The organism is Rhizobiales bacterium NRL2, from assembly GCA_001664005.1.
GTDB lineage: Bacteria > Pseudomonadota > Alphaproteobacteria > Minwuiales > Minwuiaceae > Minwuia.
On sequence record CP016093.1, the window covers coordinates 2,674,428 to 2,690,582 of the forward strand.

General features: G+C 67.4%; 14 protein-coding genes. 8 read left to right on the top strand and 6 right to left on the bottom strand.

Annotation, left to right across the window (positions count from 1 at the left end; translation table 11 throughout):
• The first annotated feature begins 64 nt into the window (after window positions 1–64).
• The gene (locus TEF_12445) at window positions 65–907 is read left to right on the top strand and encodes a 2,3,4,5-tetrahydropyridine-2,6-dicarboxylate N-succinyltransferase (protein ID ANK81511.1); all 843 of its coding nucleotides are present in this window, start codon (window positions 65–67) and stop codon (window positions 905–907) included.
• Here TEF_12445 and TEF_12450 read toward each other — a convergent pair whose 3' ends face one another.
• Window positions 908–1,420, bottom strand: coding sequence for a hypothetical protein (locus tag TEF_12450; GenBank protein ID ANK81512.1), 513 nt, complete (start codon window positions 1,418–1,420; stop codon window positions 908–910).
• Between the two features lie 92 nt (window positions 1,421–1,512).
• Here TEF_12450 and TEF_12455 point away from each other — a divergent pair, with 92 nt between their 5' ends.
• Together TEF_12455 and TEF_12460 are read left to right on the top strand one after the other, a co-directional pair.
• Window positions 1,513–3,684, top strand: a complete 2,172-nt coding sequence (locus TEF_12455; protein ANK83456.1) for an RNA degradosome polyphosphate kinase — start codon at window positions 1,513–1,515, stop codon at window positions 3,682–3,684.
• Between the two features lie 9 nt (window positions 3,685–3,693).
• Window positions 3,694–5,187, top strand: coding sequence for a hypothetical protein (locus TEF_12460; GenBank protein ANK81513.1), 1,494 nt, complete (start codon window positions 3,694–3,696; stop codon window positions 5,185–5,187).
• Between the two features lie 7 nt (window positions 5,188–5,194).
• On the opposite strand, the gene TEF_12465 is transcribed toward TEF_12460, so the two are convergent.
• Complete coding sequence (locus TEF_12465; GenBank protein ID ANK83457.1) at window positions 5,195–5,902, bottom strand: hypothetical protein; 708 nt, start codon at window positions 5,900–5,902, stop codon at window positions 5,195–5,197.
• A 47-nt stretch (window positions 5,903–5,949) separates the two neighbouring features.
• Window positions 5,950–7,119 (bottom strand): ribonuclease D, encoded by a 1,170-nt coding sequence (locus TEF_12470; GenBank protein ID ANK81514.1) that lies wholly within the window; start codon window positions 7,117–7,119, stop codon window positions 5,950–5,952.
• A gap of 119 nt (window positions 7,120–7,238) precedes the next feature.
• Here TEF_12470 and TEF_12475 point away from each other — a divergent pair, with 119 nt between their 5' ends.
• From TEF_12475 to TEF_12495, 5 genes are all read left to right on the top strand, one after another.
• Window positions 7,239–9,026, top strand: coding sequence for an aspartate--tRNA ligase (locus TEF_12475; GenBank protein ID ANK83458.1), 1,788 nt, complete (start codon window positions 7,239–7,241; stop codon window positions 9,024–9,026).
• Between the two features lie 156 nt (window positions 9,027–9,182).
• Window positions 9,183–10,406, top strand: coding sequence for a hypothetical protein (locus tag TEF_12480; protein ANK81515.1), 1,224 nt, complete (start codon window positions 9,183–9,185; stop codon window positions 10,404–10,406).
• Between the two features lie 25 nt (window positions 10,407–10,431).
• The gene (locus TEF_12485) at window positions 10,432–11,052 is read left to right on the top strand and encodes a hypothetical protein (GenBank protein ANK81516.1); all 621 of its coding nucleotides are present in this window, start codon (window positions 10,432–10,434) and stop codon (window positions 11,050–11,052) included.
• 39 nt (window positions 11,053–11,091) lie between these two features.
• Entirely contained in the window at window positions 11,092–11,991 is a 900-nt protein-coding gene (locus TEF_12490) for a 3-hydroxyisobutyrate dehydrogenase (protein ANK81517.1), read from the top strand.
• Window positions 11,991–12,410, top strand: coding sequence for a ubiquinol-cytochrome C reductase (locus tag TEF_12495; protein ANK81518.1), 420 nt, complete (start codon window positions 11,991–11,993; stop codon window positions 12,408–12,410). The genes TEF_12490 and TEF_12495 overlap by 1 nt, the downstream gene beginning before the upstream one ends.
• 227 nt (window positions 12,411–12,637) lie before the next feature.
• Here the strand turns inward: TEF_12495 and TEF_12500 are convergent, their stop codons facing one another.
• The 3 genes from TEF_12500 to TEF_12510 all read right to left on the bottom strand — a co-directional run bounded on the left by TEF_12500 (window position 12,638) and on the right by TEF_12510 (window position 16,155).
• Window positions 12,638–13,582, bottom strand: a complete 945-nt coding sequence (locus tag TEF_12500) for an ATPase (GenBank protein ID ANK83459.1) — start codon at window positions 13,580–13,582, stop codon at window positions 12,638–12,640.
• Between the two features lie 90 nt (window positions 13,583–13,672).
• Window positions 13,673–15,070 carry a hypothetical protein gene (locus TEF_12505; GenBank protein ANK81519.1) on the bottom strand — a complete coding sequence of 466 codons (1,398 nt, stop codon included), beginning with the start codon at window positions 15,068–15,070 and terminating at the stop codon, window positions 13,673–13,675.
• Window positions 15,067–16,155 (bottom strand): hypothetical protein, encoded by a 1,089-nt coding sequence (locus TEF_12510; protein ID ANK81520.1) that lies wholly within the window; start codon window positions 16,153–16,155, stop codon window positions 15,067–15,069. The genes TEF_12505 and TEF_12510 overlap by 4 nt, the downstream gene beginning before the upstream one ends.

Here is a 16,155-nt window from a genome sequence, read left to right on the forward strand (position 1 = left end):
CGGCGAGCGGCTATCGTCCGCGCGCTTCGACCGAGATGTCATCCGAGGGGAAGGGCCGCCGACCATGAGCCTGCACGCGCTGGAAAAGAAGATCGAACAGGCTTGGGAGAGCCGCGACAGGATCGGCCCGGCCACGACCGGCGAACTGCGCGAGGCGGTCAACCAGGCCCTCGACGCCCTGGATTCGGGCGAGACGCGCGTCGCCGAGAAGCGCTCGGGCGAGTGGGTCGTCAACCAGTGGCTGAAGAAGGCGGTGCTGCTCAGCTTCCGTCTCAACGACATGACGCCGATTTCCGGCGGACCAGGCGGCGATTCCACCTGGTTCGACAAGGTGCCCAGCAAGTTCGCCGGCTGGGGCGACGGCGAGTTTCGCAAGGCCGGCTTCCGCGCCGTGCCGAACTGCATCGTGCGCCGTTCCGCCTATATCGCGCCGGGCGTGGTGTTGATGCCGAGCTTCGTCAATCTGGGCGCCTATGTGGACGAAGGCACCATGGTCGACACCTGGGCCACGGTCGGCTCCTGTGCCCAGATCGGCAAGGAATGTCACATCTCGGGCGGCGCCGGCATCGGCGGCGTGCTGGAGCCGCTGCAGGCGAATCCGGTGATCATCGAGGACAACTGCTTCATCGGCGCCCGTTCCGAAGTCGCCGAAGGCGTCATCGTCGAACAGGGCTCGGTGCTCTCCATGGGCGTCTATATCGGCGCATCCACCAAGATCGTGAACCGGGAAACCGGCGAGGTCCATATCGGCCGCGTGCCGTCCTACTCCGTCGTGGTGCCCGGCGCCATGCCGGGCCCCGTGATCGACGGCCGGCCGACGCCGTCGCTCTATTGCGCCGTGATCGTCAAGCGCGTCGACGAGCGCACACGGGCGAAGACCTCGATCAACGAACTGCTCCGGACCTGATCACTCCAGCAGCCGTGGCCTGACGAAACGCTCCAGGCGGCCGCTGCCGGGCTGCACACCGCTCCAGCCGTCATCGAAGACGATCTCGGTCAGGGCGCCGGTCGGGTACGACCCGGCCAGCGCCGCCATGTCCGCCCGATCGCCGTCTCCGGCCAGGGAACGGGCGAGGATCTCGATCCCCGGACTGTGGCCCAGCATCAGCACACGGCCGACGCGGTCGGGCAGCACGTGGAGCAACTTCAGATAGTCGCGCGGCTCGCCGAGATAGAGCGATCGCTCGAAACGGGGCGCGTGATCCCAGGCCGCCGCCGCCGACAGGCGCCGCCAGGTTTCCCGCGTCCGCGCCGCGGTCGAGGAACAGACCAGATCGGGTGTGAGGCCCTCTTCCGCCATGTAGCGGCCCATGCGGTCCGCCGCCTTGCGGCCGCGTTCGTTCAGGGGCCGGTCGTGATCGCCGAGCGCGGGGTTGCTCCAGGCGGACTTGGCGTGGCGCAGCAGCATCAGCGTCTTCATGGAGACACTGTCATGCGACGGTCAAAATGATTCAAGAGAACTGCTATAAGCACTCAGCGAAGATACGGGGCCCCGACATGAACGATACCGCCATGACGACAGCGACGAAGCGGCCGCCCGAGCCGCCGAGTCCGGCGATCGAGGCGATCGACATGACGTCGCCCGGCCGCTTCATCAATCGCGAGCTGTCCTGGCTGCAGTTCAACGCCCGCGTGATGGAGGAATCCCAGAACCCGCGTCATCCCTTGCTGGAACGGGTCCGCTTCCTGTCGATCTCGGCGTCCAATCTCGACGAGTTCTTCATGGTCCGCGTCGCGGGCCTCTGGGACATGGTCCAGGCTGACGTGAAGACGGTGACGCCGGACGGGCTGACGCCGTCGCAGCAGCTGGAGAAGATCGACGACCTCGCCGGCCGGCTGATGCGCCAGCAGCAGAGCTACTGGAGCGCGCTGCAGAAGGAACTGCGCGAGAACGGCATAGCCATCGTCGAGGCCGACGAACTGTCGGCGACGGAACGCGAATGGCTGGACGGCCATTTCCTCGACCAGATCCTGCCGGTCCTCACGCCGCTGGCCATCGACCCCGCGCACCCCTTTCCCTTCATCCCCAATCTGGGCCTGGCGATGATCGCCCAGCTGAAGCGCACCGACGACGGACGCCTGCTGGATGCGATCGTGCCCATCCCCCAGCACGTCGCGCGCTTCGTCCGGCTGCCCAGCGATTCCATCCGCTTCGTCGCGGTCAGCCAGCTTATCGCCATGTACATGTCGCGGCTGTTCCCGGGCTACGAGATCGTCAGCCGCGGCCAGATCCGCGCCATCCGCGATTCGGACATCGAGCTGGAGGAGGAATCGGAGGACCTGGTCCGCACCTATGAATCCGCCCTCCGCCGCCGCCGCCGCGGCCACATCGTGCGTCTCCAGATCACCGGCGGACTGAACGATCATCTCAAGCGTCTGGTGGTCGAGGAGACCGACACCCGGCCGCAGGACATCGTCGTGGTCGAGGGCATGCTGGCGCTGGCCGACATCAGAAGGGTGATCGTCGACGAACGCCACGATCTGCTGTTCAAGCCCTATCACGCGCGCTTCCCCGAGCGCATACGCCAGTTCGGCGGCGACTGCTTCGCCGCCATCCGCTCCAAGGACATCGTCGTCCACCATCCTTTCGAGAGCTTCGACGTGGTGGTGCAGTTCCTCCGCCAGGCGGCCGAGGATCCCAACGTGCTGGCGATCAAGCAGACGCTCTACCGGACCTCCGACAATTCGCCGATCGTCCAGGCGCTGATCGCCGCCGCCGAGGCCGGCATCTCGGTGACCGCGATGGTCGAGCTCAAGGCGCGCTTCGACGAGGCCAGAAACATCAAGTGGGCCCGCGATCTGGAGCGCGCCGGCGTTCAGGTGGTCTACGGCTTCGTGGAGTTGAAGACCCACGCCAAGATCTCGCTGGTAGTGCGCCGGGAGAAGGACGGTCTCAGGACCTACTCCCATTTCGGCACCGGCAACTACCACCCGATTACGGCGAAGATCTACACCGACCTCTCCTACTTCACGGCGGACCCGCAACTCGGCAGGGAAGCGAGCGCCATCTTCAACTTCCTCACCGGCTATGCCCGACCCGAGGGGCTGAAGGAGATCGCCTATTCGCCGCATACCCTGGCGCCGAAGGTGCTGGCCGAGATCGAGGGCGAGATCGAGCACGCCAAGGCCGGCCGGCCGGGCTGCATCTGGGCCAAGCTGAACAGCCTGGTCGACCCCGACATCATCGATGCGCTCTACCGCGCCAGCCAGGCCGGGGTGGAGGTGGAACTGGTCATCCGCGGCATCTGCTGTCTCCGGCCGGGCGTTCCGGGCCTGTCGGAGAACATCCGCGTGCGCAGCATGATCGGCCGCTTCCTGGAGCATTCGCGCATCGTCGCCTTCGGAAATGGCGCCGAACTGCCCAGCCGCCAGGCCAAGGTCTACATCACCTCCGCCGACTGGATGCCGCGCAACCTCTACCGCCGGGTGGAGAGTTTCGTGCCGATCAAGAACGAGACCGTCCACGCCCAGGTGCTGGAACAGATCATGGTCGCCAATCTGAAGGACGACCTGCAGAGCTGGATGATGCTGCCGGATGGAGAATATCGTCGCATTCCGGTGGACGGCGAGGGATTCAGCGCGCATGAATACTTCATGACCAACCCCAGCCTGTCGGGCCGGGGCAAGGCCATGGACGGCGACCGCGCGCCGCTGGAACTCAAACTGGACGACCACGACGACTGACGGAGTCGCATGCCGGACTCGATAACCGCCAGATCAAAGTCGGACAGGATCGCCGTCGTCGACGTCGGCTCGAATTCCGTCCGGCTGGTGATATTCGGCGACTGCGAACGTGCGCCGCTCGCCATGCTGAACGAACGCGCCTTCTGCTCTCTGGGCAAGGGGCTGGGCAAGACCGGCCGCCTCAATCCGGAAGGCGTGGATCACGCGCTGAAGACGCTGCGCCGCTTCGACTGGATGAGCCGCGCCGCCGGCGCCTCGCGCGTCTTCGCCTTCGCCACCGCAGCCGTGCGCGACGCCCGCGACGGGGCCGAGTTCGTGGAGCGCGCCCGCCGAGAGACCGGAATCGACCTGCGCGTGCTGACCGGCCCCGAAGAAGCCAATCTCGCCGGTCTAGGCGTTCTGTTCGGACTGCCCGACGCCCAGGGCGTCGTCGGCGACCTTGGCGGCAGCAGCCTCGAACTCGCCCCGATCCGGGACCGGAAGGTACTGGAAGGCGCGACCCTGCCCGTCGGGCCGCTGCAGTTTCCCGCCGACAGTTTCCAGCCAGCGGCAATCCGGCGCGCCGTGCACCACCATCTCGACCGGCTCGACTGGCTGGAGGGCTGCGCCGGCCAGGATCTCTATCTGGTCGGCGGCACCTGGCGCGCTGTGGCCAAGCTCGATATCGGCATGCGCAATTACGGGCTGAACATCATCCACGGTTACGAAATGACCCCGGACAGGGCCATCGCCATCGCCCGACTGATTGCGCGGCAGAGCCCCGAATCCCTGGCCGGGGCCGAAGGCATTTCCAACCGCCGCCTGCAGGTGCTGCCCGCCGCCTCGCTCGTGCTGGAGGCGATCGTGGACCGCCTGGCGCCGCCGCGGCTGGTCTTCAGCGCCCACGGCGTCCGCGAAGGCGCCTATCTCGAATGCCTCAGCGAGGCAGCGCGCGACAACGACCCGCTGCTGGCGGGCGTGGAGGCGCTGGCGCGCCACGAAGCGCGGTTCAGCCCCGCGGTCGGCAAGGAGATCTTCGACTGGACCGGCAATCTGTTCGCCGGCGAGACCGCCCGGGAAGCACGGCTAAGGATGGCGGCCTGTCTGCTCTGCGATGTCGGCTGGCGAACGCATCCCGACTATCGCGCCACCCAGTCCTACCGCCGCGTGCTGCGCGCGCCGCTGCTGGCCGTCAGCCACGCCGACCGCGCCTTTCTGGCGGTGACGATGTTGCGGCGCTATTCCCACAAGGCCGGACGGGACGTGGTGGATGAAGCCCGCACGCTGCTCTCCGACGATCAGGTGATGCGGGCGGAACGGATCGGCGGCGCGATGCGGCTGGCGCAGACGCTGACCGGCGGCGCGCCCGGCCTGCTTCCGGCCTTCTCGCTGGAGCTGAAGGACCGCAGGATCACCCTGGCGGGCCCCGCCCCGCAGATCGCGGTGATCGGCGAATCCGTGCAATCGCGGCTGAAGCGCCTGGCCGGGCTGTTCGACGCCGACGAGGCGATCGTGGCGCTCTGACGGCGACTCAGCGCCAGACCGGCAGAACGAATATCGCCGCGACAGTGCAGAGCGTCAGCGCGAAGGCGCGAAACAGACGCTCGGACGCGAAGCCGAACAGGGCGCTGCCCGAATAGATCGCCACCGCGTAGGCCGGCGCGATGAGCGCGGCTAGCATGATCCGCTCCGGCGTGAACAGGCCGGCCACGAGGTGGGCGATACCGGCGAGCACCCCGGTCAGGCCGAAGAAGGCGAAGGTGTTCATGCGCACCTGGGCGGGCGCGGTCTCGCTGCCGACCCAGAAGACGATCACCGGGGGGCCCGTCAGGCCGGCGAGGCCGCCGCCGACGCCTGCGGCCGCGCCGACGGCGACGACGCCGGCCCGGTGGAGCGGCTTGCGGCGCCTGTAGCCGCTGGCGAGGCCGGCCACGGCGACCAGCACCAGCACCGCGATGGTCCAGCGCAGCGGATCCTCCGGCGCGTTGGCGAGCAGCCAGACGCCTGCCGGCGCGCCGAACACCGCGCCCAGGAACAGTGGCCGGATCTCGGCCCAGGCGCAGTGCCTGAATCCCTGCACCACCAGCGGCAGGGTGACCAGATTGTCCATGATCCAGAGTGCGATCACGGCCGTGGGCGGATCGACGATCACGCTGGCCAGCGGCACGAAGATCATCGCCGCCCCGAAACCGGAGAAGCCCCGAACGAAGCCCGCCGCCATCGCGGCCAGCGCCAGCATCAGCGTGTCGGCGGTGAGAAACCCGGCGGCCAGCGCCGCCAGTTCGTTCATCCCCAGCCGTCCGGGGCCGGCGTGATCTCGATGACCTCGCCGTCATGGACGGCCAGACCGATCCGGCCGTGTTTCAGGTCCAGCGCCGCATCGCCGAAGACGCCGCGCCGCCAGCCCTTCAGCGCCTGCACGTCGGCGTCGTCATCGGCGGCAATGCGCTCCAGTTCAGCCGAGGGACAGACCAGCTTCTGGGCCACGTTGTGCGTGGCGCAGCGCCGCTTCAGCAGGACCTTGAGCATCTCGATCACCGGCGCCAGCGCCGGATCGGGCGGCTCCGACCTGGGCAGCTGCGGCCATTGCTCCTTCGGCTGCTTCAGGACTTCCTGGATCGTCGCCAGGATGGCCTCGCCGAAGGGGCCGTGCGCGACCTTCGCGTTCAGGCCGCGCACATGGGCGAGCTTCTCGGCGTCCTTCGGCGGATCGGCCGCAATCTCCATGATCGATTCGTCGCGTACGACCCTGTTACGCGGTAGGTTGCGGCGCTGCGCCTCCCGCTCCCGCCAGGCGGCCAGGGCCTTCAGCATGGCGAGGAAGCGCGGCTTGTTGGAGCGCGCCTTGAGGCGCCGCCAGGCATCCTCCGGCTGGACGATATAGGTCTCTTTCGCCGCCAGTGTCGCCATCTCGTCGGCGACCCAGCTGGCCCGTCCGGAGCGGGCCAGCTCCTCCTGCATCTTGCGGTAGACGACGCGCAGATGGGTCACGTCGGAGAGCGCGTATTCAAGTTGCCGGTCACTCAGCGGGCGGCGCGCCCAGTCGGTGAAGCGGCTGGTCTTGTCGATCCGCTCGCCCGTCATGCGCTGGACCAGCGCGTCGTAGGCAATCGAGTCGCCGAAGCCCATGACCATCGCCGCCACCTGGGTGTCGAACAGCGGCGTCGGCGTCTCCCCGCCCTCGTGGACGAATATCTCGATGTCCTGACGCGCGGCGTGAAACACCTTCACGATCCGCTCGTCATAGAGCAGGTCATAGAGCGGCTTCAGGTCGATGCCCTTCGCCAGCGGGTCCACGATGACGCCTTCGTCCGCCGGCCCGGCAAGCTGCACCAGACAGAGATTCGGCCAGTAGGTGCTTTCGCGGATGAATTCGGTGTCGATGGCGACGAAGGGCTGTCCCTCCAGTTCCTCGACATAGGCGCGGAGCGCCTCGGTATCGGTGATGATCTTCATTTGGCCCAGCCTCTACCACATTCGGCGGCGGGCCATGTAGTGTTGATCTTGACAAGGCCCCCCGGCGGCTGTTCGTTCCCGTCCACATTGCCAGCCCACTCCCGATCATGGTCGAGAACATGCACGCCTATCGCAGCCACACTTGCGGCGAGCTCCGCCGCGCCAACGAGACCGAAACGGTCCGCCTGTCGGGATGGATCCACCGCAAGCGCGATCACGGCAACCTGCTGTTCGTGGACCTGCGCGACCATTATGGCCGCACCCAGTGCGTGATCGAGAGCGGCGAGCCGGGCTTCGAGACCGTTGACAACGCGCGCTCGGAGAGCGTCATCACGATCACCGGCAAGGTGGTGCTGCGCTCCGACGACACGCGGAATCCCGACCTGCCGACCGGCGACATCGAGGTCCGTATCCAGGACGTCGAGGTGCAGAGCGCGACCGGCGATCTGCCCATGCCGGTCTTCGGCGACCAGGAATATCCGGAGGACATCCGCCTCCGCTACCGCTTCCTGGACCTGCGCCGCGACCGCATGCACCGCAACGTGACCATGCGCGCCAAGATCATCGCCGACATCCGCCGACGGATGACGGAAGGCGGCTTCTTCGAGTTCCAGACGCCGATTCTCACGGCCTCCAGCCCCGAGGGCGCACGCGACTTCCTGGTGCCGAGCCGGCTGCATCCGGGCAAGTTCTACGCCCTGCCCCAGGCGCCGCAGCAGTTCAAGCAGCTGCTGATGATCTCCGGCTTCGACCGCTATTTCCAGATCGCGCCCTGCTTCCGCGACGAGGACGCCCGCGCCGACCGGTCCCCCGGCGAGTTCTACCAGCTCGACGTGGAAATGAGCTTCGTCGAGCAGGAGGACGTCTTCCAGGCCATCGAGCCGGTGCTGACAGGCACCTTTGAGGCCTTCTCGGAATGGCCGGTGACCACCAAGCCCTTTCCGCGCATCCCCTATGCCGAGGCAATGCTGAAATACGGCTCCGACAAGCCGGACCTGCGCCTGCCGGAGAGCATGGACATCCGCGACGTCACCGAGGCCTTCCGCGGCTCGGGCTTCGGGCTGTTCGCCAAGGCGGTCGACAAGGGCTCGGTCGTGCGCGCCATCCCCGCGCCCGGCGCGGCGGTGAAGCCCCGCTCCTTCTTCGACCAGATGAACGACTGGGCGCGATCGGAAGGCGCCGGGGGTCTGGGCTACATCATCTATGGCGAGGACGGCCCACGCGGCCCCATCGCCAAGAACCTGGACGAGGAACGCGTCGAGCGGATCAGGACCGAATGCGGCCTGTCCGCCGGCGACGCGGTGTTCTTCGCCGCCGACAGGGCTGACGGCGCGGCGAATCTGGCCGGCAAGGCGCGCGTCCGGCTCGGCGACCAGCTCGAGTTGCTGGAGCGTGAGCAGTTCAGGTTCTGCTGGATCGTCGACTTCCCGATGTTCGAATGGGACGAGGACGAGAAGAAGGTCGAGTTCTCCCACAATCCCTTCTCCATGCCCCAGGGCGGCATGGAGGCGCTGGAGAGCATGGACCCGCTCGAGATCAAGGCGTTCCAGTACGACGTGGTCTGCAATGGCGTGGAACTCTCCTCGGGCGCGATCCGGAACCACCGCCCCGACATCATGCTGAAGGCCTTCGAAATCGCCGGCTACCAGGCCGAGCAGGTGGAGAAGGATTTCTCGGGGATGCTCAACGCACTGCGCTATGGCGCCCCGCCCCATGGCGGCATCGCGCCGGGCGTCGACCGCATCGTCATGCTGATCCTGGACGAGCCGAACCTGCGCGAGATCGTGGCCTTCCCCATGAACCAGCAGGCCGAGGACCTGATGATGGGGGCGCCGGCCGAGGTCTCGCCGAAGCAGCTCCGCGAACTGCACATCCGCTCGGTATTGCCGGAGCCGGAGAAGAAGTGACCGGTCGGCGCGCGTGGGATGGCTCGGCCGGCACGCGCGCCTTCTGCCGATGAGCCGGGCAATGAATGGCGAAACGGTGGCGGTAACGGCATGCCCCCCATGCCGGACACACGCGCAAGTGGTCGGGCGACGGGAAACGCGATATATGGTCAGACCATGAGCGAGATCGCGGCAGCACCGGCATCGGGCGCGTCCGAGAAGACGCGGGACAGGATCGGGTTCTTCTTCCTGAACCTGGGCCATCTCTACGACCACATGTTCATGCTGATCTTCGCCACCGTCGTGGTGGCCCTCGTCGGCATGGACGGCATGAGCTATGGCGAGTTGCTGAAGCTGGCGACGCCTGCCTTCGTGCTGTTCGGCCTGGGATCGCTGCCCGCCGGCTGGCTGGCCGACCGCTGGTCGCGCCAGGGCATGATCACGGTTTTCTTCATCGGCATCGGCGCCGCCTCGATCCTCACCGGCTTCGCGGAGTCGAGCTGGCAGATCGCCCTCGGCCTCGGCGCCATCGGCCTGTTCGCCTCGATCTACCATCCCGTCGGCATCGCCATGGTCGTCGACGGCCGCGAGAAGGTCGGCAAGGCGCTGGGCATCAACGGCGTCTGGGGCAACATGGGCGTGGCCGCTGCGCCGCTGGTCGCCGGCTATCTGGTGCAGACCGCGGACTGGCGCACGGCGTTCATCGTCCCCGGCATCGTCGCCGTGCTGACTGGCCTCGCCTACATCGTCTTCTGCCGCGACAGCGCGCGCCGGCCGAAGACGGCGAAGCCGCAGGTCGCCGACCCTCACGACAGCGACCTGACGAAGGCCGTGCTGCTGCGCGTCGCCTTCGCGCTGACGCTGACGATCCTGTTCGGCGGCATCGTCTTCCATTCGGTCGCCATCGCCCTGCCCAAGCTCTACGCCGAGCGGCTGGCCAGCCTGACCACCGACCTGGCCAATATCGGCGTCATCGTCGCCCTGATCGTCGGCATCGCCAGCTTCGCGCAGATCGTCGTCGGCCATCTGGTCGACCGCTTCCCCGCGCGGCGCATCCTGTTCCTGATCGCACTGCTGCAGGTGCCGGCGCTGGCCGGCGTCGCGGTACTGTTCGACCTGCCGGCGATCTTCGTCGGCTTCGCCGCGCTGCTGCTGATTCTGGGCGAGGTGCCGATCCACGACACGATCGTGACCCGCCACACCAGGGCCGCCTGGCGCGGCCGCGTCTTCGCGGTGAAGTTCGTCATCGCGCTGCTGGTGGCGGCGGCGGTGCCGTCGCTGGTCGGCGGCGTGCACGAGGCCTTCGGCTTCGACGCCCTGTTCTACATCCTCGCCGCGGCCGCGGGCGGCGTCGCGTTGTCGGCGCTGATCCTGCCGAAGGCCCGCAAGATCGCCCGTTGAACACCTCCATCCCGGAGCGCCCGTCATGACCCAGCACACCATCAACTCCGTCGAGGAACTCCGCACCGTCTACGGCAAGGTCAGCCCGCGCGCCGCGCAGAAGGCGATCCCGAAGCTGGAGAAGCACGCGCGTAACTTCATCGCGCACTCGCCCTTTCTGGTGCTGTCCAGCGCCGCGGGCGACGGCACCGCCGACGTCAGCCCGAAGGGCGACGCGCCGGGTTTCGTGCATGTCATCGACGACAACACCATCGCCATCCCCGACCGGCCCGGGAACAACCGCATCGACACGCTGCAGAACATCCTGGAGAACCCGAACGTCGCGGCGATCTTCATGATCCCCGGCGTCCGCGAGACGCTCCGCGTCAACGGCAAGGCCGAGATCTCCACCGACCCGGAGCTGCTGGCGGCCATGGCGGTGAACGGCAAGACGCCGATCACGGCCATCGTCATCCACGTCGAGCAGACCTTCCTGCACTGCGCCAAGTGCATCATCCGCTCGAAGCTGTGGGACGACGACCACCGCCCGGAGAAGGGCGCCATCCCCACCCTGTCGCGCATGATCGCCGACCAGGTGGGCATGGAGATCGACGAGGCGGAATCCGAGAAGCTGCTTGAGCAGGCCTACCGCGATCGGCTTTATTGAGCCCCGCAAGGTTCAGGCGTTTCAGGGGAGGAAGCGATCATGGCGAAGATCGGATTTGTCGGCGTCGGCAACATGGGCGGCCCGATGGCCATCAATCTCATCAAGGCCGGCCATGAGGTGACCTGCTACGATCTCTCCAGCGCCGCCGTGGACAAGGTGGTGGGCGCCGGCGGCAAGGCCGCCAGTTCGGCGACGGACGCCGTCGACCGGAAGGAAATCGTCATCACCATGCTGCCCAAGGGCGAACATGTCCGGGCGGTCTATCTGGGCGAGGACGGCCTGATCCAGGCGGCCGAGGAAGGCACGCTGTTCATCGATTCGTCGACCATCGACGTCGCCACCGCGCGCGACGTGGCGAAGGTCGCCCAGGACGCCGGCATGATGATGATCGACGCGCCGGTCTCCGGCGGCGTCGGCGGCGCCGAGGGCGGCACCCTGACCTTCATGTGCGGCGGTTCGGATGCGGCCTTCGAGAAGGCGAAACCGATCCTCGACGTGATGGGCGGCAAGATCGTTCACGCCGGGGGCGCCGGCAACGGCCAGGTCGCCAAGATCTGCAACAACATGGTGCTGGGTATCTCCATGCTGGCCGCGGGCGAGGCCTTCACCCTGGCCGAGAAGCTGGGCCTCGACGCCCAGACCTTCTTCGACATCGTCTCGACCTCGTCGGGCTATTGCTGGTCGATCAACGTCTACTGCCCGGTCCCCGGCCCGGTGCCGACCAGCCCCGCCAACCGGGACTACCAGCCCGGCTTCTCGGCGGAGAACATGCTGAAGGATCTGCGGCTCTCCCAGCAGGCGGCGGAACAGTCCGGCGTCGACACCCACATGGGCCACGAGGCGATGGCGCTCTACGAGCGCTTCGCCGAAGCCATGAACCAGGGCGGCAAGGATTTCTCCGGCATCATCAGGATGATCCAGGAAAAGAGCGGCGGCTGATGAACTACTGGCTGTTGAAGTCGGAACCCGGGACCTGGGGCTGGGACGACCAGGTCGCTCGCGGCGACAAGGGCGAGCACTGGGACGGCGTGCGGAACTACCAGGCCTCCAACAACATGAAGGCCATGAAGGTCGGCGACCGGGGCTTCTTCTACCACTCGGTGAACGAGAAGCGAATCGTCGGCATTGTCGAGGTGATCCGGGAGTACTACCCGGACCATACCGACCCGAAAGGCCGCTTCGGCATGGTCGACGTCAAGGCCGTGAAGCCCTTCGAGACACCGGTGACGCTGGCCGACATCAGGAGCGACGAACGGCTCGCCGACCTGCCGCTGATCAAGCAGTCGCGGCTCTCGGTCATGCCGATCCCCGAGGACGCCTGGAAGATGATCTGCGCCATGGGCGGGGTGGAACCGTAGAGCGTTCCAGTGTTGATTGAACCGCTCGACATTGTCGCCCTCGGGCCGCGGATCCTGTCCGAGGCAAGCTTTGATCCGAGGTCCTGTGCGCCTGTAGCTCCAATGTTTGATAGAGCCACTCAAACCTGTCGCCCTTGGACTCGATCCAAGGGCCCAGTGAACCAAAGAACTGGGTCCTGGGGTCAAGCCCCAGGACGCCCAGTAATTATATCAACTAGCGTAACGCTCTAAACCGCCTCTTTCGCCTGCTTGACGAACTTGTAGAGCTGGCGGTCGACGGCTTCGACGTCTTCCTGGAACTTCAGCAGCACGTTGATCGTCCGGCGCACGGTCTCGACGTCGAGTTCGCTGACGTTGAGCAGCAGCAGCGTCCGCGCCCAGTCGATGGTCTCGCTGATCGCCGGCACCTTCTTCAGTTCCTCGGCCCGAAGGGCGTGCACGAAGGCCACGAGCTGCTTGCGGAGCGATTCGGCGGCCGCCGGGACGCGGGCGGCGACGATGCGGCGCTCCATCTTCTCGTCGGGGAACGGGATGTAGAGGTGCAGGCAGCGGCGCTTCAGCGCGTCGCCCATCTCCCGGGTGTTGTTGGACGTCAGGAAGACGATCGGCGGGATCTTCGCCTTGATCACGCCGATCTCGGGCACGCTGATCTGGTAGGCGGACAGGATCTCCAGCAGATAGGCCTCGAACTCGTAGTCCGACTTGTCGATCTCGTCGATCAGCAGGACTGCGCCGTTCTCCGCCTCCAGCGCCTTCAGCAGCGGCCTGGGCTCGAGGAAGTCGTGGCTGAAGAAGACGTCGGAGAAGCTGTGGAGCTGGCCCATCGCCTCGGGCAGCGATTTCGCGCCCTGCATGACGTCGCCCAGCTTCTCCTTCAGCACCTGGGTGTAGAGGAGCTGCTTGCCGTATTTCCACTCGTAGAGCGCCTTGGCCTCGTCCAGCCCCTCATAGCACTGCAGGCGGATCAGCGGGATGTCGAGCATCTCCGAGGTCGCGATCGCCAGCTCGGTCTTGCCGACGCCGGGCGGACCCTCGACCAGGATCGGCTTGGTAAGCTGCTGCGCCAGGAACACGGCGGTCGCGATCCGGTCGTTGGAGATGTATCCCAGCTGGTCGAACGCCTTGTCGATCTTCGACGGGTCCGACAGCTTTTCCTGCCACTCTGCGCTCACGAACACTCCCCTTCCGCCATCGTGTCATCTGCGGGGCCCGTCATAGCCCGCCCGGGCGGACGGCGAAAGCCGCCTTCGCGCATGGCTGCGTCATTCGGCGGCAAGGGACTTCAGACGCCACCCCATCAGCGCCGCACCGAGAATCATCGGCACCGCCGCAACGGGCACCCAGAACGCGGCCCGCGCGGTGGCGGCCAGCGTATCCCCGTCCGCCAGGCCGGCGGCGTTGGCGACCAGCCCCGCCCATGCAGCGCCCAGCGCCAGTCCGGTCTGCTGCACCGTGGGCACGGAGGAGGCCGCGATATCCTCCTCGCCGGGACGCGCGTTGGCCATGACGGTCTGGGCGATGAAGGCCCAGCAGGTTCCCATGCCCAGCCCCATCAGCATGATCGCGGGCAGGACGAGGAGCAGCGGACCGCGCGGCATCGCCAGCGCCAGCGCGCACAGGCCGACCAGCATGATCACGGGGCCGATGCGGATCAGGCGCAGCGGCCAGCGTCCGGAAAGCCCCGAGACCACGATCGCGGCCGTGGTCCAGCACAGCGAGGCGGAGGCCACGAAATAGCCCGCAGTCAGGGGATCCGCGCCATGGATGCGCTGGATGAAGAGCGGCACGAAGCTCGGCATCTGGGTGAAGACCACCGAGACCAGCAGCGCGATCCAGAGCCCCGTCCCCGTGACCGTGGCGAGACTGAAGGCGTCCGACGGCAGCAACGGATCGGCCGCGCGCCGATCGCGCCGCAGCATGAGAACGAAGGCCGCGCCCGCCAGCGCGATCATGGCGCCCTTGGCTGGCGGCGCTTCGAAGACGCTGGCGAACGACATGGCCGCGATGGCCAGAACCAGCAGCAGCAGCCGCAACGCCGGCAGGCGCGGACAGTCCATTTCGCCGGCGGCGAGCCTCGGCAGGGCGAAGAATGTCAGGCAGGCAAGCGCGGCAGAGATACCAGCCACCGTCAGGAACGCCCCGCGCCAGTGCCCCAGATTGGCGAAGACGCCGCCCAGCAGCGGTCCGATCAGGACGGAGATGCTCCAGACGCTGGCGAGCATGGCGAAGACCCGGGGCCACAGCCGCTGCGGGAAGGTCTTGCGCACCAGCACATAGGCGGTCGCCGCGACCATGCCCCCGCCGAAGCCCTGCACGATGCGCCCCATGATCACGTCGATCATCGACGGCGCCATCGCGCAGGCCAGCGAACCCAGGGCGAAGATCGCCGCCCCGATCAGGTAGCCGCCGCGCGGGCCGACGGCGCGGTTGATCAGGCCGCTCGACGTGGCGGCGACGATGGAGGCCGCCATGAAGGCGGTCATTGCCCAGGCGATCAGGTGCGCGCCGCCGATATCGGCGACGATGCTCGGCAGCACGGTCGCCACCAGCATGACGTTCATGGAGTGCAGCAGGATCCCGGCCAGCATGACGGCCAGCGCCGGAAGCCATTCGGGCTGCAGGACCTCGCGCCAGCCGACACGGCCGGCGTCGGCGCTCACCCCGCGGCCCCGGTCATCGCCGCGCCGCGCTTCGCCAGTTTCGCAGCATCGACGCGGGCCGCGATCTTGCCCATTTCGGTCATGTCGCGGGCCAGCAGGTCGAGAAATCCGTCCCCGCCGCGAACCGGTTCAAGCAGGGCATTGAACTCCTCCTGAAACCGCCGCCCCAGCCGGCGCAGCGCGAGCAGCCGCGCCTCGTGCTCGGGCGACGCCGGGTCGCCGCCGCAGTCCGCCATGAGCTGACGCGCCGCCGCGTGATAGAGGTCACGGTCGGCCGCCAGTCCGCCAAGCGCCGCCGCCTGTTCCTTCTCCAGCAGCGGCGCCAGACGCCGCAGCTCGACCGCCATGCCGCCGGTCTTGATGGCGAGGCCCATGCAGTCCTCGACCCGGCGGAAACGCTTCAGCACGGTTTCCACCGCGTCGCCGGCCTCCGCCAGCAGCGCCTCGCCGGGCAGTTCGACATTATCCAGCTTCAATCCGCAATGACCGGAGGGCTTCAGGAAGTCGACCCTGACCCCTTCTGTACGGGTGACCCCTTCCGCATCCTCCGGCACAAGAAACGCGCCGAAGCTCTTGCGGCCATTCACTGCTCCGGTGATCGCGACGACGACGAAGACGCCGGCGATCGGCCCGTTTGTCAGCCAGGCCTTCTCGCCATTCAGGCGCCATCCTTCGGCGCTCCGCTCGGCCCGGGTCTTCAGATGCTTCGGATGCGCCCCCGCGCCGGGCTCGGAGATGGCGATGCACGGAGAGATGCGCCCCTGCGCCAGGTCGGGCAGCCACTCTTCCTTCTGCGCCTCGCTGCCGAACTCGGCAATGACGCGGCCGGCGATCATGTGATGGCCCATCCAGGAGGAGCAGAGGCCCACCACTTCCGCCGCCTCGGCGAAGGCGGCCGCGGTATCGAACATTTCCACCGGCGTGGCATCGATCCCGCCCCAGTCCCCCAGGCCGAAACCGAGCCAGCCGGCCTCGCCCAGTTCCTGCCAGATCTGCCAGGGGAAGTCCTCGGAACGGATGAGCGCACCGGCCTGCGGCGCGATGACATCGCGGGCGTAGTCCGCCAGCTCGGCCGCGGCGTTCAC

What these genes read in the sequence shown, in the direction of transcription:
- TEF_12445 (ANK81511.1), top strand. Translation starts at nt 65, where the DNA reads ATGAGCCTGCACGCGCTGGAAAAGAAGATCGAACAGGCTTGGGAGAGC.
- TEF_12450 (ANK81512.1), bottom strand. Translation starts at nt 1,420, where the DNA reads ATGAAGACGCTGATGCTGCTGCGCCACGCCAAGTCCGCCTGGAGCAAC.
- TEF_12455 (ANK83456.1), top strand. Translation starts at nt 1,513, where the DNA reads ATGACGACAGCGACGAAGCGGCCGCCCGAGCCGCCGAGTCCGGCGATC.
- TEF_12460 (ANK81513.1), top strand. Translation starts at nt 3,694, where the DNA reads ATGCCGGACTCGATAACCGCCAGATCAAAGTCGGACAGGATCGCCGTC.
- TEF_12465 (ANK83457.1), bottom strand. Translation starts at nt 5,902, where the DNA reads ATGCTGGCGCTGGCCGCGATGGCGGCGGGCTTCGTTCGGGGCTTCTCC.
- TEF_12470 (ANK81514.1), bottom strand. Translation starts at nt 7,119, where the DNA reads ATGAAGATCATCACCGATACCGAGGCGCTCCGCGCCTATGTCGAGGAA.
- TEF_12475 (ANK83458.1), top strand. Translation starts at nt 7,239, where the DNA reads ATGCACGCCTATCGCAGCCACACTTGCGGCGAGCTCCGCCGCGCCAAC.
- TEF_12480 (ANK81515.1), top strand. Translation starts at nt 9,183, where the DNA reads ATGAGCGAGATCGCGGCAGCACCGGCATCGGGCGCGTCCGAGAAGACG.
- TEF_12485 (ANK81516.1), top strand. Translation starts at nt 10,432, where the DNA reads ATGACCCAGCACACCATCAACTCCGTCGAGGAACTCCGCACCGTCTAC.
- TEF_12490 (ANK81517.1), top strand. Translation starts at nt 11,092, where the DNA reads ATGGCGAAGATCGGATTTGTCGGCGTCGGCAACATGGGCGGCCCGATG.
- TEF_12495 (ANK81518.1), top strand. Translation starts at nt 11,991, where the DNA reads ATGAACTACTGGCTGTTGAAGTCGGAACCCGGGACCTGGGGCTGGGAC.